The organism is Micromonospora sp. WMMD1102, assembly GCF_029626265.1.
Taxonomy (GTDB): Bacteria; Actinomycetota; Actinomycetes; order Mycobacteriales; family Micromonosporaceae; genus Plantactinospora.
In genome coordinates this window covers 7,158,076-7,179,747 of record NZ_JARUBN010000001.1, presented here as the reverse complement: position 1 = coordinate 7,179,747, position 21,672 = coordinate 7,158,076, and the positions used below count along the sequence as shown (strand labels likewise).

Genomic DNA, 21,672 nt, shown 5'->3' with positions numbered 1-21,672 from the left:
GGTAGGACCGCCCCCAGAACACATGCTTGCCAGAGCCTTCGTTTAAGGGACGTACGGCAATTACAACACCGCCGGAGTGTCGTGTCCGGCAAACGCGAAAACGTACCGTGTGTGAGGTTAGCCCGAACGATTTACGGCATTTAGGGACTTTGTCGGTAACAATGCCAGCTACCCCGGGAGCCCCGATGGCCGGCCCGATCGGCGGCCGATCCGCCGCCGGCGACTAGGGTCTGCGAACGTGGACGCCATCGACCTGAGCCTCGTGGAGCTGCTGCGCGGCAACGCCCGCCTTTCCTACGCCGAACTGGCCCGGCAGGTCGGCCTCTCCGCGCCGGCGGTGCACGAGCGGGTGGGCAAGCTGGAGTCCGGTGGCGTCATCCGAGGTTATCGGGCGGACGTCGAGCCGGAGGCGGTCGGGCTCGGGGTGACGGCGCTGATCGGCATCGTGCAGGACTCCGGCGGCGACACCGACGACGTACTGGAGGCGTTCCGGGGCATGCCGGAAATCGAATCCTGTTACTTCATGGCCGGGGTGGAATCGTTCCTGCTCAAGGCACGAGTCGGCACAATTGCCGAGTTGGAGCAGCTCATCCTGCGGCTGAACCGGACGGCCGGAGTCGCCTCGACCCGGACAGGCGTCGCACTGTCGACGAAATGGGAGAACCGTCCCCAGCCGCTGCGCCCGTCGGAACCGGGCCGGTCGTCCTGACCGGGCCGGTCGCCGAGCCGGCTTGCTACGTTCCTGGTCATGGAACAACTCGACCGGTGCGACGACGCCGAACGCGCCTGGGTGACCGAGGCGATCGCGGCGGTGGAGGCGGACGCGAACCGATCCGCCGACACCCATCTGCTCTGCTTCCCGCTGCCCCGTGAGTGGGGGATCGACCTCTATCTGAAGGACGAGTCGGTGCACCCGACCGGGTCGTTGAAGCACCGGCTGGCCCGCTCGCTGTTCCTCTACGGACTCTGCAACGGCTGGATCGGACCGCGTACCACCATTGTGGAGGCCTCGTCGGGCTCGACCGCGGTCTCCGAAGCGTATTTCGCCCGGATGCTCGGGGTGGAGTTCATCGCCGTGATGCCGGCCGCCACCTCGCCGGAGAAGATCGCACTCATCGAGTTCCAGGGCGGAAAGTGCCATCTGGTCGACGATCCGGCCGCCGTCGTGGTCGAGGCCCGCTGGCTCGCCGAGGACCTGGGCGGGCACTTCATGGACCAGTTCACGTACGCCGAACGCGCCACCGACTGGCGTGGCAACAACAACATCGCCGAGTCGATCTACGCTCAGCTGGCCCTGGAACGGCACCCCGTTCCGGACTGGATCGTCGTCGGGGCCGGCACCGGCGGCACCAGCGCGACCATCGGCCGGTACCTCCGCTACCGGCGACTGGCCAGCCGGCTCTGCGTGGTCGACCCGGAGAACTCGGCGTTCTATTCCGCGTGGACCTCGGCCGACTGGTCCCGCACCGTCGACGCCGGATCCCGGATCGAGGGGATCGGCCGGCCCCGGGTCGAGGCGTCCTTCCAGCCGAGCGTCGTCGACCGGATGATCCGGGTGCCGGACGCGGCCTCGCTGGCCGCCATGCGCGTCACGTCGAAGGTGCTCGGCCGGCGGGTCGGCGGGTCCACCGGCACCAACCTGTGGGGCGCGTTCGGCCTGATCGCGCAGATGCGGGCGGCCGGGCGGACCGGGTCCGTGGTGACGCTGCTCTGCGACGGCGGCGAGCGCTACACCGACACCTACTATTCCGACGAGTGGGTGGCCGGCCGGGGCCTCGACCTGGCGCCGTACCGGTCCACGGTCGAGCGTTTCCTCGTCAGCGGCGAGTGGCCCGGCTGAGCGCCAACGCGGGTAGGTGCTGGGCGCTGGCGAGGGTCGGTCGACGTGGGTCAGCGCCGGTCGGCCAGTCCCGGATAGTGCAGGACGTAGCCGTCGGCGTCGAGAGTCAGGTCCGCACTGAACCCCTCGCTGGCGAAGCGCACGCCCCCGCCCTCCAGCACGGTGTAGGTCTGCTCGATCGGCAGCACCTGGAGGCTGGGCACCAGCACCCAGACCGCGACGATCCGGTGCGACGTACCCGGGGCGGCGTCGCGCAGCCCGAGGCGGCGTACCGGAAGGGTGTTGAACAGCGGCGAGCCGCCCAGGTCGACGTCGACCGCCTGGGCCAGCCGCTCCGGCTCCTCGGTGCCGGGCAGCCCGGCACCCGGCCGACCGGCGGCGATCAGCGCCGCGTCCAGGTCACCCTGCTCGGCGGTGCTCGCCCGCCAGCGGCCGGCGGCCCGCTCCAGCCGCAGCGTGCGCAGCCAGCCGGCTCCCTCGCAGCTCACCTCCAGCCGCTCCGCCGCCCAGCGCTCGTCGGTGTGCACCTCGTAGCGGCAGGTGAAGGCGATCGGGTCGACGGCGAGCGCGGTGCCCCGGGCGGCCAGCCCACGGCGTTCGGCGGCGAACGCGTGATCGGCACCGGGCACGTCGGTGCGGCTCCAGAACAGCGTCTTCGGCATGCTCGACATGTCCATGGACGTTACCGCCGCCGTCCGACAGCAGCGCCGGAACGCGCAACCGCGACGCCGACACCGGAACACCCGACCGCGACGCTGACCCGGGCCGCCCGATCGGGCGGCCCGGGTCAGCGGGGTCGGCAGGAGGTCAGCGGTCAGTGGATCGGTGTCGGGCGCCGCCCGTCGAACCGGTGGTCACGGCGGCCCCGCCGGTCGTCCGGCCGGTCCCCGCCGGTCCGGTCGTCGCGCGGACGCTCGTCCCGGGAACGGTCCCAGACCGGCCGGTCGCCGGGGGACCGGGCCTCGTGCCGGAAACCCCCGTGCCGCCCGCCGGAACGCCACTCGCCGCCCCGGTCGGCACGGCCACGCTGGGGCGTACCGCCGCCGTCACCGAACCGGCGGTCGCCGTAGCGGCCCTCGCCCGGGGCGCGGTCACCGTAGCGGCGCTCGCCCTGGGCGCGGTCGCGGTCGCCGTAACGGCGCTCGCCGTCGAAGCGGCCACCCTGGCGGCGGTCGGAACGCGGCCGGTCCGGGCGGGTACTGGCGGTCCGGCGGGGTGCCGGAGGCTCCTCGACCACAGGTACGCCACTCGGCTCCCGGGCACCCGTCACCTCGGCCAGCGCGGCGTCGCCGGAGCGTACCCGGGTCTGCGCCGGCTCGACACCGGCCTTCTGCAACATGGCCAGGGTGGAACGGCGCTGCTTCGGCAGTACCAGGGTGGCGACCGCACCCGACTCACCGGCCCGCGCCGTCCGGCCGGCCCGGTGCAGGTAGTCCTTCGGGTCCTTCGGCGGATCCACGTGCACCACCAGGGAGACTCCGTCGACGTGGATGCCCCGGGCCGCCACGTCGGTGGCGACCAGCACGTTCGTCCGACCCTCCTTGAACTCGGCAAGGGTGCGGGTACGTACCCGCTGCGTCTTGCCGCCGTGCAGCGCGCCGGCCCGGACGCCGACCGAGGCCAGCTGCTCGACCAGCCGGTCGACGCCCATCTGGGTCCGGGCGAACATCATGGTCCGGCCCTGCCTGGCCGCGATCGAGGCCGCCACCGCGAACTTGTCGTGCGGCGGGATCAGCAGCATGTGATGGTCCATCGTGGAGACCGCGGCGGTCGGCGGTGCCGTCGAATGGGTGACCGGATCGGTCATGAAACGCCTGACGAGCGCGTCGACGTCGTTGTCCAGGGTGGCGGAGAAGAGCAGCCGCTGCGCATCCGCCGGGGTCTTGGCGAGCAGTTCGGTGACGTCCGGCAGGAAACCCATGTCGGCCATCTGGTCGGCCTCGTCGAGTACGGTGACCTCGATGTCGTCGAGGCGGCAGACACCCCGCTCGATCAGGTCGGCCAGCCGCCCCGGAGTGGCCACCACGATCTCCACACCACGACGCAGCGAGTCGATCTGACGGTCGTACGGCACGCCGCCGACGGCGGTCTTGAGGAACACTCCGACGGCCCGGCCGAGCGGCATCAGCGCGTCGTTCACCTGCATCGCGAGTTCCCGGGTCGGCACCAGGATCAGTGCCCTGGGGTGGTGTGCCCGGGCTTTCGGACCGGCCGCCATCCGGGCCAGTACGGGCAGCCCGAACGCCAGTGTCTTGCCGGAGCCGGTCTGCCCCCGGCCGAGTACGTCCCGTCCGGCGAGCGCGTCCGGGACGGTGGCCCGCTGGATCTCGAACGGGGTGTCGATGCCCTCCCGGCTCAGCGCCCGCACGAGCTGCCGGGGCAGTCCGAGGGCGCCGAAATCGGCTGGCACGACCACATCGGCTGGCCCCACCACATCGGCTGGCCCCACCACATCGGCCGCTGCCGACTCAGCCAGTGCCGAGTCGGCCGGTGCCTCGTCGGCCGGCGTGCCAGTCACCGGCGGCGTCGAGTTGGTCGGCGCGGGAACGGGGGTGTCCCCGGCGGGCACGACCGGGACGGCTCGCCCGTCGGGCTCGGGCCCGGAGGCTCCGGCGGGAACAGATTGTGCGTCGAACACGGACGGAAACATGCTGGAATCAGCAAAGGTTGTCAAGGATACCTCTCAAGCGGGGCGCATCTTCGCGATGGCCCGCCGCGACTGAGGTCGCTGCTGAATCGCCCGCAAGATCGCCCAGAGGCGCGTGGCACGCGCCAGGTCAACAATCCAACCAAGTGTACGGGGACCGGACGACACCGTCACCTCGGCGCGCTTGCCAGTGGGCAGGCTCACCACTCACGATTGCGGCCGGTCCCCTCGGCTCACCTGCCCGGCGGGCCCGCCAGCCGGAGCCGTCAGCCGCTCAACAGTCCGTCGAAGAGATTGTTGAACGCGTCCCCGAGCATGAGCACCACCAGCAGTCCGATGGCGACCAGGATGCCGAGCCCGACCAGCAGTACCAGCACCACCTTGGCGTTGTCCGTCTTCTGCGCGGGGGTGTCCGTCCAGCCCTGGGCCAGGATGTGCCCGGTCAGCGAGCCCGAGTTCTCCACCGCGTTCACGGGCATCGAGACGGTGACGTGGCCCTCGGGACCGCCGTACACGGTGCCCCGCTGGTCCGTTGCGGCGCCGCCGGTCTCCACCCGTTGGTCCCGGGCCCAGTCCCGGTAGCCCGGGGAGTGCGGCGCGGTCGGCCCGACGCCCGGCAGGTTCGGCGAGGCTGGCCCGATGCCCGGCAGGTTCGGCCCGGTCAGGCCGATGCCCGGGACGTTCGACGAGGTCGGGCCGGTGCCCGGCGGGCGGCTACCGGTCGGGATCCGCCCGGCCGGGTCGGCGGCGACGGCCGGGCCGGGGTCGGCGGTGGGCAGCGAGTAGCCCGGCGTACCGCCGCCGCCGACGGCGTTGGCCGACGACATCGGGTTGGTCGGTGGAGGCCAGCTCGGCAGGGCGGGCGCCGGCACCACCAGCGGAGGCGGTGGCTCGGAGGCCGCCGGTCGGGAGCCCGGTCCGCCGGAAACCGGCGTCGCCGGGTACCCCACCGAAGCCGCCGCCGACGTGGTCGGGTACGGCACCGGTCCCACCGGCCCGGGTGGGATCGGCGGGTACGGCGTCGGACCCGGTGGCATTGGGCTCGGGCCGGGTGGTACGGGGCTCGGGCCGGGGGCCGGGGCGGGCCGGGGAGGCGTCGGCGGGTACGGCGAGGGGACCGGCGGGACCGGTTCCGGTCCGGGCGGCGCGGGTGTGGGGAACGGCGTGGGCGTGGGGCCCGGCTCCGGCGGCTCGGGTGCCGGTGGTGTCGGCGGTTGCGCCGGCTCGGGCGGTCCGGCCGGCTCCGGGGGACCTGCCGGTGCAGGCGGGCTGGCCGGATCCGGCTCGGTGCTGCGGTAGACCTTCGCCACCCCCGGTACCGAGGCCGCGGCGGCGACCTCGGCCGGCAGTACCGGAGACAGGCCCGGCACCGCCGCACTGGCCCGGGTTGCCCCGGCACTGCCACGCGGAGCGCGACGCTGCGGCGGCACCGTGTACGACGGCGTACCGCCGGCACGGCCGCCGGCGTCCTCGGACGACTGCCCGGGGGCGGCCGGCGGGGTTGGTTGCCCGGCACCGGGCAGAGTCGTGAATTGCACGGCCTCGGGTCGCTCCCGAGGCTGACCTGCCGACGCGGCCGGATCCGCCCCGGACCCTCCGGTGGCGGCCGGCGGCACGGTTGCCGAGCCGGCGGGTGAGTGGGATGCCGCGCCAGGCGGCACCACCTCGGCTGATCCACTCGACGGACCGGACGGGGACTTGACGGCGTTGGCGAACGCCGACCACGGCGAGTCGACTGCCGGAGTCTTCGGACGCCGCCGTTGCAGCGGCGGTACCGGAGTTCCCGGCGGTGCCGGCCGCACCACCGGCGGTGCCGAGGCGGCGGCTGCGGTGTCCGGTGCCGACGTGGCTGTGCCGGGAGATGCCGTGGAGGCTGTGCCGGGAGATGCCGTGGAGGCTGTGCCGGGAGATGCCGAGGGAGCCGCAGCGGGGGACCCGGAAGCCGGTGAGGTGGCGGGCGCGGTCAGTTCACCGGCCCGATAGGTACGGCTGCCCGAGGAGGCGGCGGGCATAGCGGCGATTTCCGCCGCGGTGGGGGTGGTGGCCGCCGTACTCACCGCGCGGCCCCGTAACGGCGAGTCCGCCGACGAAGCCACCGCCGCCTCGCCCGGGGTATCCGATGGAGAGGCCGATTCCGGCTGCGCCGACGGCACGCTCGCCGTGGCCCGGACCGGCCGCGCGTCGGCATCCTCGGTGGCGTCGACGGCATCGTCGGTGGCGTCGGCTCCAGCCTCTGACCCGGCGCTCGCGGCGTCGACGTCCGACTCGACGTTGATGGCGGCGTCCGACTCGGCGTTGACGGCGGCCTCGGCGTCCGGCTCGGTGTCGACGTCGGCGTGGTCGGACGGTTCCGTGCCCGGCTCCGGTTCGGCATCCCCACCAGGCTCGGCGGTCTCCGGTCCCGGTCCCGACTCGGCGGCTTCCTGGCGCGGTTCGGTAACCTCCGCCGTCGGCTCGCCACTCCCGGGAACGGAATCGCTGGGCTCCGCGACCGGGGAGGGCTCTGGGGGACCGACGGGATCGGTCGGGACTGCCGGCGCCTGGGCCGGTGGATCCTCCGGTACGTCCGCCCAGAGCGCTCCGGCCGTGGGCGGGGGAGGTGGCTGGTACGCCTCCGGGAGTGCCTCGGCGTCGGCGGATTCCGGCAGCGGGGTGCCGACCGGCGGTGGCGGCGGCAACGGCGACAGTTCGTCCGCGTCCGCCGTGTCGACTCCGGCCGTGTCCGCCTCCGCCGTGTCCGGCGTCGCGTCCTTCCGGGCCGCCGTGTCCTTTGGCGTCGCGTCGTCCCCCGCCGTGTCGTCCCGATCGGACCGGGAGGCCACAGCCCGACCGTCAGTGTCCGGGGATGCCTCCCCGACAGCCGGTCTGACCTGCGATTCGTCCATTGTTGCCTCCCGCGCCCACACCCGGGCCGGTACGCCGGGTCGGAAGTACGTCAACCCTCACCGTGCCATATCTCAGCACGCCCGGACAGTTGGCGGGTGATCGGTACGGTCAGTCGCCGCTGGGGCTACCGTCCGCAGCCGGGGTCGACCGACTGGCGCTGGGCGTACCGCCGCTCGGCTCGGCGGCCGAGGTGGTGACCGGTGGTGACTGCGGCCGAGTGGTCTCCGGCGGATCCGGGTTGGGCGCCGGTGTCACCGGCGGAGTGGCCGGCGGGGTCGGCGTGGTGGGCGGTGTTGCCGGCGGAGTCGTGGGCGGAGCCGTCGGCGGCTTGCTGGTCGGCGGCGGGGTCGTCGGCGGCTTGGTGGTCGGCGGCGGGGTCGTCGGCGGCCGGGTGGTGGGTGGCGGCGTGGTCGCGTTCGGGGCCGGCACGGCCGGGAAGATCCTGGTCGCGGCGTAGAAGCGCGACCACCAGACGGTGGAGACCTTGACCACGTCGCCGGTGGTCGGCGCGTGCACCATCTTGCCGCCGCCGATGTACATGCCGACGTGGTGGATGGTGGTCCAGCTGCTGCCCGAGGCGAAGAAGACCAGGTCGCCGGGGAGCAGCGCCTCCCGGGCCACGCTCTGGTTGCGGGTCCCGTTGTACTGGTCGCGGGAGACCCGGGGGATCCGCTTGCCCACCGACAGGTAGGAGGCGAGCATCAGGCCCGAGCAGTCGAACCGGTTCGGACCCTCGGCACCCCACAGGTACGGGTCGCCCCGCTGGGCGAGTGCGTAACGCATGGCGGCGCGCGCCTTGGGGTGCGCGACCATCCCGGCGACGCTGTCGCTGCCGATCGTCTCGCCGATGCGCTGTTCGGCGGCCTCCCGGGCGCGCTCGATCGCCTTGAGCTGCTCGGCGTTGTCCCGCTTGAGCTTCACCAGGGCGGCGGAGCGGGTCTTGTACCGCGTCTCCGTCTCGGTGAAGGTGGCGATTTTCTGCTGGTAGCTGGCGGACGCCGCCTGGTACGCCGCCTCCGCCTGCTGTTCGGCCTGCTGTGCCCGGGCCACCTCACCGGCGGCCAGTTCGCTGTCGCCGGTGCGTTCCTCGCCGCGCTCGATCCGGCTGAGCAGGTCCAGGCCGTGCAGGTCGGAACCGAACGCACCGGGTGGCAGCCCGGCCGCGTCCTTCAGCGCGCCCGCCGCCGCGTTGTCGGCCGCCGTACGCGCGTTGGCCAACGCCAGCCGGGCCTGCTGGCGTACGCCGTCGGCGCTGGTCAGCTCGGTGGTGGCCGTGTCCCGTTCCTGCCGCAGTTGCAGCAGTTGGTCGCCGAGTTGGGCCACCTCGACCTCGAGCGACATGATCTGGCTCGCCAACGGGCCGTTCACGCTCGGCGGCAGCGGGTAGGACGTCGTCGGCGCGCCGGTGGTGGTGGGCACGTTGGGGGGTGCCCCGACCGGCTGTGGGCGTACCCCGGCGTCGGGAACCGTGTTCGGCAGCGGCGGGTCGGCGTAGACCGGGGTGGCCATCGCACCCGCGACGATCGCGCCGACCAGGGCCGACCAGAGCAGTGGGCGTAGGACCGGCGAAAACGGGTATACGGTCCGGTCCGGTCGTCCGCGCCTGCTGCTGGCCATGCCGCTCCCGTCCCTGCACAGCAGCGCACGGCGCGGCTGTGGTATCGCCATCGGTGGTGTGTCGCGTCCCACTTTGTCTTACCTCAATGCGTCGGGGATGTCGATCCGTGGCCGGGTAACGAGACGCTGAGAAGCCGGTTAAGAGTAGCTGGGAACGGGTGAAGCACGTCGCTGCGGCCGACCGCTCCGGCCGGTGGCACAGGCGGTCCACGTAGGCTCGTCATGCCGATCGTGCCTGGAGGGACGTGCTGCGATGGACGCCGGACGCAAGCGTGAGCTGGAAGAGAAGGTCTATGCCGGGGTGCGGCTCGACCGTGCCGACGGCGAGGCGCTGTACGCCAGCGACGACCTGGTCTGGCTCGGCCGGCTGGCGCACCACCGGCGTACCGGGTCGGCGGGTGCCGAGCGGGTGCTGTTCGTCGGGAACCGGCAACTGCGACCGACCGACCCCGATGCGCCCAGCCGACCGGATCAGGACGCCACCGGGGAGCGGGAACGGGACGAGGCCGTGCGTCGCGCCACCGGCCTGGCCGTCGACGGCGTCACCGAGTTGGAGCTGGTCGCCCCGGTGCATCCCGCGCTGCCCTGGCGGCACTACCCGGAGCTGCTGCGCGCGCTGGCGGCGGCGCTGCCCGGCGTACGGCTGACCGGGTTCGCAGTCACCGAACTGTGCCGGCTGGAGCAGACCACCGGGCTGCCGGCCGGAGAACTGCTCGACGAACTCGTCGCGGCCGGACTGGTGTCGCTGACCGGTGGCGGGGCGGAGATCTTCGACCCGGAGGCCCGCCGCCGGCTCGGCGTCGACGACTGCTCGTGGGCGGACTGGTCCCGGATCCACCGGCTCGCCCAGGCCCGCGGGCTCGGCATCCCGGCGACGATGCGCTTCGGTCGCGGCGAGGAGCCCCGGCACCGGGTCGACCACGTACTGCGGCTGCGCGAGTTGCAGGACGAGACCGGCGGCTTCACCAGCTTCCTGCCGCTGCGCTTCCCCGAGCCGGCGGGGCCGGCGCACGGGTCCGGAGCGGGGCGGCCGGCCGGGGAAGCGGCCTCCTCCGCAGGGGACGCGGCCTCATCAGCCGGCGAGGCAGCCTCCTCGGCCTGGTCGGCGTCCCCGGCGGAGTCGCTGAAGACCTTCGCGGTGTCCCGGCTGCTCTTCGACAACGTGCCGCACCTGCGCTGCTGCTGGGCGGCGCAGGGGCCGTCCGTCGCGCAGCTCGCACTCAACTTCGGGGTGGACGACCTGACCGCCGCCCCGGCGGACCAGCGGGCCACCGGCGGGTCCGGCACGGCCGACCCGCTCTCCCGGGACGAGCTGCTCCAGCTGGTCTGGGAGGCCGACTTCCGCCCGGTCGAGCGGGACAGCCGGTACGCGGTGCTGCGCGAGTACGACGCGCCGCCGAGTCTGGCGGAGCGCCGTTCCGAGCCGCAGCAGGTCTGGGCCTGATCCGACCGCCGGACGAGGAGGTTCGCGGACCGCTCACGTACCCTCGACAGGTCATGAGCGAGCGAAGCGAACGGCCGCCCTTTCCCCGTCGGGACGACCAGGGGCGGATCATGGTGCTCGCCGACCTGCTCGGCGTCGCCCTGGTCGGGGTGGTGGTCGGGATGCTGGCCCTGCTCGTCTTCGATTTCGGCTTCTCGCTGCTCGGGTTGGGCGAGTTCGGTCGGGCCAGCGGGTGGCTGGCGCTGGTGCTGCCGGCCTGGATCTTCGTCGAGGAGTTCCGGGCCTGGCGGTTCGGTCCGGCCCGGGTCGCGGCGGCGCTGGTGGCCGCGGCCGTCGGGATCGCCGCCGGACTGCTCGCCGCCGGGCTGGCCGCGTCGACCCCGCCGCTGGTCTCCGGCGGGCTGGGCGCGGCGGTCTTCGCCATCGCGTACGCGTTGGTCTGGTTTGTCGGCGTCCGTTGGCTCGCCGGCCGGACGAGCTGATCGGAGATGTACGGATGAGTCCCGCGGTGAAGTACACGCTGGGCCGGATCGGGCTGTTCCTGGCGGTCGCCCTCGCGCTCTGGCCGGTCGAGATGAACCTCTTCCTCAAGCTCATGCTGGCGGTGGCGTTCTCCGCCGCGCTGGCCTTCTTCCTGCTGCGCGGCTGGCGGGACGAGATGGCCCGGCAGTTGGCCGGGTCGGCCGAGAAGCGCAGGGCGGAGAAGGAGCGGCTGCGCGCCGCGCTGGCCGGCGACGACAAGCCGACCAAGCCGGGCAAGTCGACGGACACCGGCAAGTCGACGGACACCGGAAAGCCGACGGACACCGGAAAGCCGACGGACAGCGGCAAGCAGACGGACACCGGGAAGCCGACGGACAAGGTGTAGGCCCGACGGGTACGGCACCGGCCCCGTGCCCGGACGTCGCTGGCCGGGTACGGGGCCGGTGATCCTCCCCAGGGTGGCTCGGGGCGGGAGGCTGTCGGAGGTGGTGCGGCTACCAGTTGGTCGAGCCGGGCAGCCTCGGCCAGGGCTTCCAGGCCGGCTTGACCAGGTACGCGATCCCGCCCGACCCGCCGGAGACCCCGCCGCTGGCGTTGGTCCGCTTGGTCCGCAGCCAGATCTGCTCGAACTGGTCCCGCCGGTAGACGTTGCGCACCGCGTCGTTGCTCGACGAGGCCGGGTCGTTCACCACCACGTCGCCGTCGGCGGTGAAGCCGACCACCACGAAGAGGTGCCCCGAGGTGCCGTAGTTGGCTCCCTCCAGCTCCTCGGCCAGGAAGGACTGACTGGTCACCACGGGCATGCCGGCGGCGACGAAGTGCTCCAGCTCGTCCAGCGAGTGCAGCCGGGTCACCTTGGCGTCCAGCCCGTACGAGGCGGCGTACGCGGTGTTGAACGGCCAGTTGCCGCAGCCGGAGTACGCGTAGTCGTAGGTCATCCGGGCGGCGTGGTTCACCGCCGGGTCCGGATAGCTGGGGTCGACCCAGGAGGTTTCCCGGAGGGTGGGCCGCTTGCCCCAGTACTCCAGGACCATCGTGGTGGAGGTCGGCGAGCACCAGGCCTGGCCGCCGCCGTCGTACTCCGGGTAGTGGCCGGCGTGGATGTTCTGCGAGTGGCGCGGCACGGCCAGTTCGCGGCCCCAGGCGATCCGGCCGGCACTCGGCGTCACGGTGAACCGGTCCGGCACCAGTGAACTCATCGCGCCGAGCAGCCGGACCCGGGGTGCCCGGCGGCTTCCCGGCGCACGGTAGAGGGTCAGCCGGAGCTGGTAGGCCCGCAGCAGCACTCCGGCCGCCACGTCGTCGATGGAGAACGTGTCGGTCCAGATCGTCGAGTACGGGTCGCCCTGCCGGTTCACGCTGGTCCGCCGGATGTCCTGGTCTCCGGCGGCCCACCGGCCCAGGACGTACCACGGGGTCAGCGCGCCGGTGTTGTAGGTGCCCTGGAGTTCGACCTGGATCCAGGTGCCGGCCGGGGTGTCGGCGTTCCACGAGGCGACGAGTTCGCTGGCGTCGAACCCGACCGGGACGACCGGGGAGGTCCAGGTGGCGTACGCCCATTCGCGGGTGGTGCCGGTGTGCGGGTCGGTGTATTCGGTGGTGCCGGCCGGGCGCAGCATGGTGATTCCGGCGCGCAGCCCGGGGAGCGCGACGGTGCCCTGGTGGGCGCCGCGCCGCCAGTCGGCGTAACCGGAGAACTCCTGCCAGGTGATCTGCTCGTCGTGCCGTACCGGGCGGGGGCGGCCGGCTGCCGTGCCGGCTCGGGCCGGCAGGCCGGTGCCGAGCAGGGCCAGCGTGGAGAGGCCGGCGAGGGTGAAGGTGCGTCGGCTGATCGGGGCGGGGGAACTGGCCATCGATGCTCCGCGGGGACGAAGGTCGGGGTCCTGCCGCCACTATTCCGCCCGTCAGGAATTTTCGCCAGATGTTCAGGCCAAGAAAATCTTTGCCGAGAGGAGGGGCGATCTGGCATGGGACGTCCAGTGATCAATATTGATATGACCATGGTACGGATGGTGCAGTGTGCACTACCCAGCGGAGTCCTCCCTACCCCCAGGAGGTTTACATGCCCTTCCGCACCTGGAAGTCCGGGCCGTCGATCCGGCACCGGGCCAGGGCCGGCGCCCTCGCCGGCACCGTCGTGCTCGGACTCGTCGTGGCCACCGTCGGCCCGACGGCCGGCACCGCCAGCGCCCAACCGGACCGGGCCGAGGCGGAGACCGCCACCAGCGCCGAGTACCGGGTGACCGGTCCGCGGACCCTGGCCGACCGCAACGCGGTGGCCGCCACCGGCACCAGCATCGACTACGTCGAGCACGGTGCGCTCTACGTCACCGCGACCCCGGCCGAGGTCAAGGCGATCACCGCGCTCGGCTTCCAGGTGGCCGCCGTACCGGCACCGCCGGACCGGGGCCAGCACCAGCACGACGGCGACGTCGGCGTGCTCGACTTCCCGCCGGCCGACTCGGCCTACCACAACTACGCCGAGCTGACCGCGGTGATCAACCAGGTGGTCGCCGACCATCCGAGCATCGCCCGCCGGTCCAGCATGGGCACCTCCTACGAGGGACGCGACCTGCCGGTCATCAAGATCTCCGACAACGTCGGCACCGACGAGAACGAGCCGGAGATCCTGTTCAACTCGCAGCAACACGCCCGCGAGCACCTGACCGTCGAGATGGCGATCTACCTGCTCAACCTCTTCACCGACAACTACGGCTCGGACTCCCGGATCACGAACATCGTCAACAGCCGGGAGATCTGGATCGTCCCGACCGTCAACCCGGACGGCAGCGAGTACGACATCGCCACCGGCTCCTACCGGTCCTGGCGGAAGAACCGGCAGCCGAACAGCGGCTCGTCGTACGTCGGCACCGACCTGAACCGGAACTGGGCCTACAACTGGGGCTGCTGCGGCGGCTCCTCCGGCTCGACCTCCTCGGAGACCTACCGGGGCCCGTCGGCGTTCTCCGCGCCGGAGACCTCCCGGCTGCGCGACTTCGTCAACAGCCGGGTCGTCGGCGGCACCCAGCAGATCAAGGTGAACATCGACTTCCACACCTACTCGCAACTCGTGCTCTGGCCGTACGGCTACACGACCGCGAACACCGGGCCGGGGCTGAACGCCGACCAGGAGCGGACCTTCCGCACCCTCGGCCAGCAGATGGCGGCCACCAACGGCTACACCCCGGAACAGTCCAGCGACCTCTACATCACCGACGGGGACAGCATCGACTGGATGTGGGGCACCCACAACATCTTCGCGTACACCTTCGAGATGTACCCGGGCTCGTCCGGCGGCGGCGGTTTCTACCCGCCCGACGAGGTGATCCCGGCGCAGACCTCCCGCAACCGCGAGGCGGTACTGATCCTCAGCGAGTACGCCGACTGCCCGTACCGGGTGGCCGGGCTCGAGGCGACGTACTGCGGCACCGGCGGCGGCACCACGGTCTGGTCGGACACCTTCGAGACGGCGACCGGCTGGACGGTCAACCCGGCCGGTACCGACACCGCCACCTCGGGGGCGTGGGAACGGGGCACCGCCCAGCCGACCACCTCCAGCGGGGCCAAGCAGCTCGCCCCGTACGCCGGCAGCAACGACCTGGTCACCGGCCGGCTGGCCGGCTCGGGGGCCGGTGACCACGACGTCGACGGCGGGGTGACCACGGCACAGTCGCCGGCGATCACGCTGCCCGGCAGCGGCACGTTGACGCTCTCCCTGGCCTGGTATCTGGCGCACGGGTCGAACTCCTCGTCCGCGGACTACCTGCGGGTCAGCGTGGTGCACAGTGGTGGGACGACCCAGCTGGTAAACCAGGCCGGTGCGGCCAGCAACCGCAACGGAAGCTGGGCGGTGGCCACCGCCAACCTGTCGGGGTACGCCGGGCAGTCGGTCCGGCTGCTGGTGCAGGCGGCCGACACCTCCGGGGCCAGCCTGGTGGAGGCGGCGATCGACAACGTGACCATCACGAGTTCGTAGCGGCGCGACCCGGGGCCCCGCCGGACGCGGCGACGTGTCGGCGGGGCTCCGGCAGTCCGGTGGGTGGTGGATTGCCTAGGGCGAGTCGAGGGTGAATTCCCGCTCGGGGCTCGCATCCGGACAGACCGCCGAAATGACAATTTCTATGCCGCTGAGACCTCCGACCCGGGGTACGGCGGCGCGTAACTGCACCGAGTCGCCGTACCGCTGCGGGGGTTGGGCGACCGCGCCGAGCGCGCGGCACCAGGTCTCCCAGTCGGCGCGGCGCTGGTCGGGGTCGGTGGCGCAGCAGCGTCCGATCAGGACGCCGTCGGCGCTGCGGATGATCCAGGCGATCAACGGCAGCCGTTCGTGGTTGGCCCGGTCGAGGAGTTCGGCGAGGGCGTGCTGCCAGCCCGCCTCTCGGGTGGTACTAAGGGTGATCATGTGACCGGCCTCCCGTGTGGAAGCCCCGGATCAGGTGTAGAGGATCTGGATCCGGTCGGACTGGCCGTCCGGAGTCTGGATCTTGAGCACCGCCCCCCGGGAGATTTCGTCGTTGAGGAACTTGAAGACCGCGACCGCGCGCCGGACGACCTCGCCGTCCGAGACCCGGTGCTGGTCGGCCATCTCCTCGACGCTGGCGGCGGCACTACCGGTCAGCGAGATGCTGATCTTGCTCCGCTCAGGCCGGTTGACCTGCCGCGACGAGCCGGTGGAGGGGCGTGCACGAGCGCGGTCAGCGCCGTTGCCGGGGGTGTCTTCCGCCGCTTGGTTCATGGCTCGGACGCTACGGCATAGGTACTACTTCGGCAAGTAGATGTACCGCATTGGACGGTATAGGTGCGAGGTATTGCGGTCGAGTAACCGCAAGGAATGTGCACTGAGCGTCATGACTGCACTATCTCGCTATTGTAAGCCTCTTCCGGATCACGGAACATGGCATGCAACCCCATCGAGGAGCGCGCCGTGGCCGAATACCTACCCAACCCGGAAGGGGAGGAGCCGGCTCAGGATCCTGTCGAGAGTCGACCCTCCTATCTGATCACCAACCTGCCGGACGACCTGGCGATCAGTCGGACCCCGGACACGGTCCAGACCCGCAACCGGCTGGCCCTGGTCTGCTATCTCGGATACTGGATCGTCTCGGTGCTCGTCGTGGTCGGGGGACTGACGGGCAGGTTCGCCGAGCAACTGGTCGCTGCCGTGGTGGCCGGACTCGGCGCCTCGGCCGCCGCGGTCGCGTACTTCTACTTCCGCCGTCCCGGCCAGTAGCCGAGGAACGCCGTGTCCAGCCGGATGTCCGGGGGCGACAACGCGGTCGCCGCCGGACACCACGGCACCCACCCCGTCGCGAAAGCGGAGCTGACGATGTCCGAACTCGACCCGGTCCTGGCGAAGCTGAGCTACGAGCTGATCGAGATGCTCCGGTCGCTGCGTTCCGACGACCACCAGGAGCGTTCGTTCAAGCACGTGGCAAACGTCTTCGGCCGGGACGAGCGTACGGTCTCCAAGGTCCTGCGCGAGATCGACGAGGCGTTCTGGCTCACCCAGCACGTCCGGATCATCGACCGGCCGCCGGGACACAAGAACTACCGGCTCACCCCGGCCGGCGAGGTCTTCGTCGACCTGCTCGAACCGATCACCGAGGCCACCCTGGCGGCCATCCGGGCAGCGGCCGCCGCCACCAAGCGGTTGCCGATCCTCTGCACCTCCAACTGCCTCGGCTACCTGCACGACCTCAACGACGCACTGCCGGCAAACCGGGGCTTCGACGTGATCCCGCTGCCCCGGCGTACGGCGGAGATCGACCTCACCGCGCTCGGCCAGCGCTCCGGTGAGCACATCTGCCTGCTCTCGACGCTGATGTCGACCGAGCAGGAGCCCCGGATCGGCACGGTGGCACAGTGGAACGACCGGATCGAGGTGATCCCGCTGGAGATCGACGTGCCGCGGATGCTTTCGGTCGAGGACCTCGGCTACCGCCGCCCGGTCACGGTCAAAGAAGTGATCGACAACGGCACCACCTTCCTCACCCCGCACGGCGGGCCCGCCTTCGACTTCCTCAACCGCTGCTACCCGGACTGGCGGAAGCTGCGGCCGTTCCAGTACATCGAGGTGCCGGACCTGGACTACGGACTCAAGTGCCTCTCCAGCCGACTGGTCCGACAGTCGGCGATGATCGTGCACGGACTCCGGGCCGAGTCGCAGAAACTCGCCTGGCTGAACAAGAGCTTCCACCTGTACGACTTCAGTGCCGGCTCGCACAACCTGCTCGCGGTGACCGGCATCTTCCGGGCGCGCTCCGAATCCGGGCCGTCGGGCCAGGACGAACCCCTCGACGTGGTGTGGAAAGTTGCCCAGGATCTCTGGTCCGGGCCGGACGCAAGGGCGGCATGACAGATGGAAGACCTCCGCTACAACCGCATTGTCGTGAAGATCAGTGGTGAGTCGCTCGGGTCCGGGCAGGCGCTGGAACCGGCCCGGCTGCGCGACGTCGCGCTGTCGCTGGCCGCCGTACACACCATGGGGGTGTCGGTGACCGTCGTGGTCGGCGGCGGGAACATCTTCCGGGGTGACCGTGGCGCGGACTGGCAGCTGGAACGCGGCCGGGCCGACACGGTGGGGATGCTGGCCACCGGGATCAACGCACTGCTGCTGGAGGGGCTGCTGAACGGGCTCGACGTGCCGACCCAGGTCTTCTCCCGGGGACCCTGCGCCGGCATCGGCCGGCAGTACCTGCGGGACGAGGTCGTCGAGGCGCTGCGCTCGGGCCACACGGTGCTGCTGGCCGGCGGGATGGGCGTCTCCGGCTTCTCCACCGACGTACCGGCGGTGCACGCCGCGATCGACACCGGCGCCGACGCGGTCGTGATGGTCAAGTACGGAGTGGACGGGATCTACAGCGCCGACCCGGCCAGCGACCCGGGTGCGGTCTTCCTGCGCGAGATCAGCGCCTCCGCCGCGCTGGAGCGGAACCTGCGGGTGATGGACGCCGCCGCGCTCGACCTGGCCCGGCAGTCCGGCAAGCCCGTGCACGTGGTGCCGGCGGCCGACATGTGGAGCGTGAAGTGCGTCCTGGAGGGCAAGGAGATCGGCTCGCTGCTGCTGCCGGCCTGAACCGGCCGCCGCTGCCACCGATGCGCCGGCTCACCCCGCCAGGGTCTCCAGGATCTGCTGCCCGTACTTCGCCAGCTTGTTCTCCCCGACCCCGTTGACCTGGGACAGCTCGGCGAGCGTCGTCGGCGGCTCGGCCGCGATCTGCCGCAGCGTCGCGTCGTGGAAGATGACGTACGCGGGTACGCCCTGCTCCTTGGCGGTGGCCGCGCGCCAGGCCCGGAGCCGCTCGAAGACCGGTTCCGCCTCCGGCGCCAGCGCGACGGCGGCGGCGGTCCCGGCGGCGCGCGGCTTGCCGGCCCGGCCGGTCGACCCGGCCCGGGGCGCCTCCCGGCGCATCAGCACCTCGCGGCGTTTGCCGAGCACGTCGCCGCTGGTCTCGGTGAGCACGAGCGTGCCGTAGTCGCCCTCGACCGCCAGCAGCCCCTGGGCGAGCAGTTGCCGGACCACCCCACGCCACTCGGACTCGGTCAACTCGGTGCCGACGCCGAAGACGCTGAGCGTGTCGTGCCGGTGCTGGGTCACCTTGTCGGTCCGCCGGCCGAGCAGGATGTCGATGGACTGGCCGGCGCCGAACCGCTGGTCGCGCTCGCGGTGCAGGCGCAGCACCGTGGAGAGCAGCTTCTGCGCCGCGACGGTGCCGTCCCAGGACTCCGGCGGGGTCAGGCAGGTGTCGCAGTTGCCGCACGGCTCGCCCTGCTGGCCGAAGTATGCCAGCAACTGCACCCGGCGGCAGCGGACCGTCTCGCAGAGCGCCAGCATGGCGTCGAGGTGCGCGCCGAGCACCCGGCGCCGGGCGGCGTCGCCGTCGGAGGTCTCGATCAGCTTCCGCTGCTGCACCACGTCGGAGAGCCCGTACGCCAGCCAGGCGGTCGAGGGCAGCCCGTCCCGACCGGCCCGGCCGGTCTCCTGGTAGTAACCCTCGATCGACTTCGGCAGGTCGAGGTGGGCGACGAAGCGTACGTCCGGTTTGTCGATGCCCATCCCGAAGGCGATCGTGGCGACCATCACCAGCCCGTCCTCGCGGAGGAACCGATGCTGGTTGGCGGCCCGGGTCGGCGCGTCCAGCCCGGCGTGGTACGGCAATGCCGGGATGCCCTGCTGGACCAGGAACTCGGCGGTCTTCTCCACCGAGGCCCGGGAGAGGCAGTAGACGATGCCGGCGTCACCGGGATGCTCGGTGCGGAGCAGGTCGAGGAGCTGCTTCTTCGGCTCCCGCTTCGGCACGATCCGGTACTGGATGTTCGGCCGGTCGAAGCTGGCGACGAAGTGCCGGGCGTCGCGGAGGTTGAGCCGGGCCGCGATCTCGGCGTGCGTCTCCGGGGTGGCGGTGGCGGTCAGCGCGATCCGGGGCACCGCCGGCCACCGCTCGTGCAACATCGACAGGGCGAGATAGTCGGGGCGGAAGTCGTGGCCCCACTGGGCGACGCAGTGCGCCTCGTCGATCGCGAAGAGCGCGATCCGGCCCCGGTCGAGCAGCCGGAGCACGTACTCCGAGCGGAGCGCCTCGGGGGCCAGGTAGAGCAGGTCGAGGTCGCCGCCGAGGAAGGCCGCCTCGACCGCGCGGCGGGCGTCGAGGTCCTGGGTCGAGTTGAGGAAACCGGCGCGTACCCCGAGGGTGGTGAGGGCGTCGACCTGGTCCTGCATCAGCGCGATCAGCGGTGAGACGACCACCCCGACCCCGGGCCGGACCAGGGCGGGGATCTGGTAGCAGAGCGACTTGCCGCCGCCAGTCGGCATCAGCACCAGCGCGTCGCCGCCGCCGCCGACCACCTGGTCGATGATCTCGCGTTGTTCGCCCCTGAAGCTGTCGTAGCCGAAGACCCGGCGCAGCACGTCGAGCGCGTCGCCGGCCTTCCGCTCGCCGCTCGCCTGCTCGGCGCTCGCCTGCTCGACGGCCGGCTGGTCGGCGCTCGCCTGCTCGACGGCCGCCTGCTCGACGGCCGCCTGCTCGACGGCCGGCTGTTCGTCGATCCGCTGGGCGGCGGCGGGCCGGTCGTCGGTGCGCTGCTCGGTGGGGAGGGCCATCCGGCGGATTCTACGAGCCCCGCCCGACGCGAGGCCGACCGCTTGACGCGGGCTGTGGAAAAGTCTTACGGTACCAATTAGTTCCGGAACTAGGAGGTGCCAAATGGGGCGGGACACGCTCAGCACGGTCTTCGCGGCGCTCGCCGACCCGACCCGACGGGCGGTCCTGGACCGCCTGCTGCACGGCGACGCCTCGGTCACCGACCTCGCCGAGCCGTTCGCGATGACCCCCCGCGCGGTCTCCAAGCACGTCGCCGTGTTGGAGGCGGCCGGCCTGGTCACCCGGGCCCGGGACGCGCAGCGCCGGCCGAGCCGGATCCGGGCCGAGCCGCTGGCCGACATCGACACCTGGCTCGGGGCGTACCGGCGGCTCTGGCAGCACCGGTTCGACCAGCTCGACGAGCGGCTGGCCCGCCTCCAGGCGGACGGTGCCGACGGTAGGGCAGACGGTGCCGGGGAAGCCGCCGACGAAGACGAGGAGAGCAGGAAACCGTGACGACAGCAGACAGACACCGCATCCCGATCGTCCGCGCCTTCGACGCACCCCGGGAACTGGTCTTCCGGACCTGGACCCGGGCCGAGGAGGTCGGCACCTGGTTCGCCCCGCCGGGCTTCGAGGTGACCCGGTGCGAGGTGGACGCCCGGCCCGGCGGGCGGTGGCAGGTCGAGTACCGCTCCGCGCGCGGCGGGACCTACCGGGAGTACGGCGAGTTCCGCGAGGTCGTACCGCCCGGGCGGCTGGTGCTGACGCTGGCCCAGGTCGACGCCGACGGCAACACCACGCTGGAGACCCTGGTGACGGTGCTGCTCGCCGACCGGGACGGCAAGACCGAGATGACCTTCGAGCAGACCGGCTTCGAGTCCGTGGCCGTACGCGACGCCGTGGCCGACGGCTGGCGGGGCTGCTTCGACAAGCTCGACACGCACCTCGCCGAGGTGCCCACCGGAAAGGAGAGCAGATGACCGACACCGATGCCGAGCAGGAGATCCGCCGGGAGTTCGCGGAGTGGTTCCGGGACTCGGCCGCCAAGGACCTCGACGCGGTGATGACGAAGATCGCCCCCGACGTGGTCTCGTACGAGCACGCGGCGCCGCAGGTCCACCGGGGCGCGGACGCGGTCCGGGAGGTCTGCCGGCAGGGCTTCGAACTGGCCCGGGGCGAGTTCCGGTGGGACATCCCGGACCTGGAGGTGCTGGTCCGGGACGACGTCGCCGTCACCTGGGGACTCAACCGGATGCGGGTCCAGGAGCCCGGCGGCCAGCCCGTCGAGACCTGGTCGCGCGGGACGCGGGTGTTCCAGAAGGTCGACGGGCGGTGGCAGATGGTCCACCAGCACGTCTCCTTCCCGTTCGACCCGGCTACCGGTGGGCTCAGCACGCAACGCTGAGCTGGGCGAACGACGGCGGCAGCGCCATGCCACTGCCGGGTCACGGCTCGGATGCGCTACCGTTTCCCCGACCACCCCGCAGCGAAGCCGGTGCGAAACCGGCGCTGTCCCGCAACTGTGATGCCACCCGCAGACCCGCTCACCGCCGCAGGCGGCGTCGAGTGGTGCGGCGGGGGATCAGCCAGGTCGCCTGCGGCGCGGTCCCGGAAAGCGCCTTCGAGGAAGGGCGCCCCGTGGGCGGGGGCAGCAGCACCTGTCGGCGGAGCA

General features: G+C 72.0%; 20 protein-coding genes and 1 riboswitch. Of the genes, 12 read left to right on the top strand and 8 right to left on the bottom strand.

Going from position 1 to position 21,672, the window contains the following annotated elements; genetic code table 11:
- Positions 1-238 precede the first annotated feature (238 nt).
- Together O7626_RS32535 and O7626_RS32530 are read left to right on the top strand one after the other, a co-directional pair.
- Entirely contained in the window at positions 239-709 is a 471-nt protein-coding gene (locus O7626_RS32535) for an Lrp/AsnC family transcriptional regulator (RefSeq protein WP_278064831.1), read from the top strand.
- Between the two features lie 39 nt (positions 710-748).
- Positions 749-1,840 (top strand): PLP-dependent cysteine synthase family protein, encoded by a 1,092-nt coding sequence (locus O7626_RS32530; protein ID WP_278064830.1) that lies wholly within the window; start codon positions 749-751, stop codon positions 1,838-1,840.
- Between the two features lie 50 nt (positions 1,841-1,890).
- Here the strand turns inward: O7626_RS32530 and O7626_RS32525 are convergent, their stop codons facing one another.
- The 4 genes from O7626_RS32525 to O7626_RS32510 all read right to left on the bottom strand — a co-directional run bounded on the left by O7626_RS32525 (position 1,891) and on the right by O7626_RS32510 (position 8,990).
- A complete protein-coding gene (locus O7626_RS32525) occupies positions 1,891-2,511 on the bottom strand; it encodes a putative glycolipid-binding domain-containing protein (protein WP_278064829.1) in 621 nt (206 codons plus the stop codon).
- Positions 2,512-2,654: 143 nt separating this feature from the next.
- Positions 2,655-4,271 carry a DEAD/DEAH box helicase gene (locus O7626_RS32520; RefSeq protein ID WP_278064828.1) on the bottom strand — a complete coding sequence of 539 codons (1,617 nt, stop codon included), beginning with the start codon at positions 4,269-4,271 and terminating at the stop codon, positions 2,655-2,657.
- 482 nt (positions 4,272-4,753) lie between these two features.
- Positions 4,754-5,314 (bottom strand): hypothetical protein, encoded by a 561-nt coding sequence (locus tag O7626_RS32515; protein WP_278064827.1) that lies wholly within the window; start codon positions 5,312-5,314, stop codon positions 4,754-4,756.
- A gap of 2,167 nt (positions 5,315-7,481) precedes the next feature.
- The gene (locus O7626_RS32510; protein WP_278064826.1) at positions 7,482-8,990 is read right to left on the bottom strand and encodes an NlpC/P60 family protein; all 1,509 of its coding nucleotides are present in this window, start codon (positions 8,988-8,990) and stop codon (positions 7,482-7,484) included.
- Between the two features lie 253 nt (positions 8,991-9,243).
- Between O7626_RS32510 and O7626_RS32505 the strand changes: the two genes are divergently transcribed.
- From O7626_RS32505 to O7626_RS32495, 3 genes are read left to right on the top strand one after another with little or no spacing between them, the layout of a single operon-like run.
- Positions 9,244-10,434 (top strand): aminofutalosine synthase MqnE, encoded by a 1,191-nt coding sequence (locus O7626_RS32505; protein WP_278064825.1) that lies wholly within the window; start codon positions 9,244-9,246, stop codon positions 10,432-10,434.
- 53 nt (positions 10,435-10,487) lie between these two features.
- Positions 10,488-10,916 carry a hypothetical protein gene (locus tag O7626_RS32500; RefSeq protein ID WP_278064824.1) on the top strand — a complete coding sequence of 143 codons (429 nt, stop codon included), beginning with the start codon at positions 10,488-10,490 and terminating at the stop codon, positions 10,914-10,916.
- A 14-nt stretch (positions 10,917-10,930) separates the two neighbouring features.
- A complete protein-coding gene (locus O7626_RS32495) occupies positions 10,931-11,302 on the top strand; it encodes a DUF4229 domain-containing protein (protein ID WP_278064823.1) in 372 nt (123 codons plus the stop codon).
- Positions 11,303-11,411: 109 nt separating this feature from the next.
- Here O7626_RS32495 and O7626_RS32490 read toward each other — a convergent pair whose 3' ends face one another.
- Positions 11,412-12,770, bottom strand: coding sequence for a C39 family peptidase (locus tag O7626_RS32490; protein WP_278064822.1), 1,359 nt, complete (start codon positions 12,768-12,770; stop codon positions 11,412-11,414).
- Between the two features lie 209 nt (positions 12,771-12,979).
- On the opposite strand from O7626_RS32490, the gene O7626_RS32485 reads away from it, so the two are divergent.
- A complete protein-coding gene (locus O7626_RS32485; RefSeq protein WP_278064821.1) occupies positions 12,980-14,893 on the top strand; it encodes a M14 family zinc carboxypeptidase in 1,914 nt (637 codons plus the stop codon).
- A gap of 75 nt (positions 14,894-14,968) precedes the next feature.
- On the opposite strand, the gene O7626_RS32480 is transcribed toward O7626_RS32485, so the two are convergent.
- Both O7626_RS32480 and O7626_RS32475 read right to left on the bottom strand, forming a co-directional pair.
- Entirely contained in the window at positions 14,969-15,319 is a 351-nt protein-coding gene (locus O7626_RS32480; RefSeq protein WP_278064820.1) for a hypothetical protein, read from the bottom strand.
- A 30-nt stretch (positions 15,320-15,349) separates the two neighbouring features.
- A complete protein-coding gene (locus tag O7626_RS32475) occupies positions 15,350-15,652 on the bottom strand; it encodes a hypothetical protein (RefSeq protein WP_278064819.1) in 303 nt (100 codons plus the stop codon).
- Positions 15,653-15,841: 189 nt separating this feature from the next.
- Here O7626_RS32475 and O7626_RS32470 point away from each other — a divergent pair, with 189 nt between their 5' ends.
- From O7626_RS32470 to O7626_RS32460, 3 genes are read left to right on the top strand one after another with little or no spacing between them, the layout of a single operon-like run.
- Positions 15,842-16,147, top strand: a complete 306-nt coding sequence (locus O7626_RS32470) for a hypothetical protein (protein ID WP_278064818.1) — start codon at positions 15,842-15,844, stop codon at positions 16,145-16,147.
- Between the two features lie 12 nt (positions 16,148-16,159).
- On the top strand, positions 16,160-17,272 hold the full coding sequence (locus tag O7626_RS32465) for a hypothetical protein (RefSeq protein WP_278064817.1): 1,113 nt from the start codon (positions 16,160-16,162) through the stop codon (positions 17,270-17,272).
- A gap of 33 nt (positions 17,273-17,305) precedes the next feature.
- Positions 17,306-17,992, top strand: coding sequence for a hypothetical protein (locus tag O7626_RS32460; RefSeq protein ID WP_278064816.1), 687 nt, complete (start codon positions 17,306-17,308; stop codon positions 17,990-17,992).
- Between the two features lie 30 nt (positions 17,993-18,022).
- On the opposite strand, the gene recQ is transcribed toward O7626_RS32460, so the two are convergent.
- Positions 18,023-20,017, bottom strand: a complete 1,995-nt coding sequence (recQ, locus tag O7626_RS32455) for a DNA helicase RecQ (RefSeq protein WP_278064815.1) — start codon at positions 20,015-20,017, stop codon at positions 18,023-18,025.
- 103 nt (positions 20,018-20,120) lie between these two features.
- Here recQ and O7626_RS32450 point away from each other — a divergent pair, with 103 nt between their 5' ends.
- From O7626_RS32450 to O7626_RS32440, 3 genes are read left to right on the top strand one after another with little or no spacing between them, the layout of a single operon-like run.
- Complete coding sequence (locus O7626_RS32450; RefSeq protein ID WP_278064814.1) at positions 20,121-20,513, top strand: metalloregulator ArsR/SmtB family transcription factor; 393 nt, start codon at positions 20,121-20,123, stop codon at positions 20,511-20,513.
- A complete protein-coding gene (locus O7626_RS32445) occupies positions 20,510-20,980 on the top strand; it encodes an SRPBCC domain-containing protein (protein WP_278064813.1) in 471 nt (156 codons plus the stop codon). Before O7626_RS32450 ends, O7626_RS32445 begins: the two co-directional genes overlap by 4 nt.
- Positions 20,977-21,405, top strand: coding sequence for a nuclear transport factor 2 family protein (locus O7626_RS32440; RefSeq protein WP_278064812.1), 429 nt, complete (start codon positions 20,977-20,979; stop codon positions 21,403-21,405). The genes O7626_RS32445 and O7626_RS32440 overlap by 4 nt, the downstream gene beginning before the upstream one ends.
- A gap of 86 nt (positions 21,406-21,491) precedes the next feature.
- Positions 21,492-21,591, top strand: a riboswitch (cobalamin riboswitch).
- Positions 21,592-21,672 lie beyond the last annotated feature (81 nt).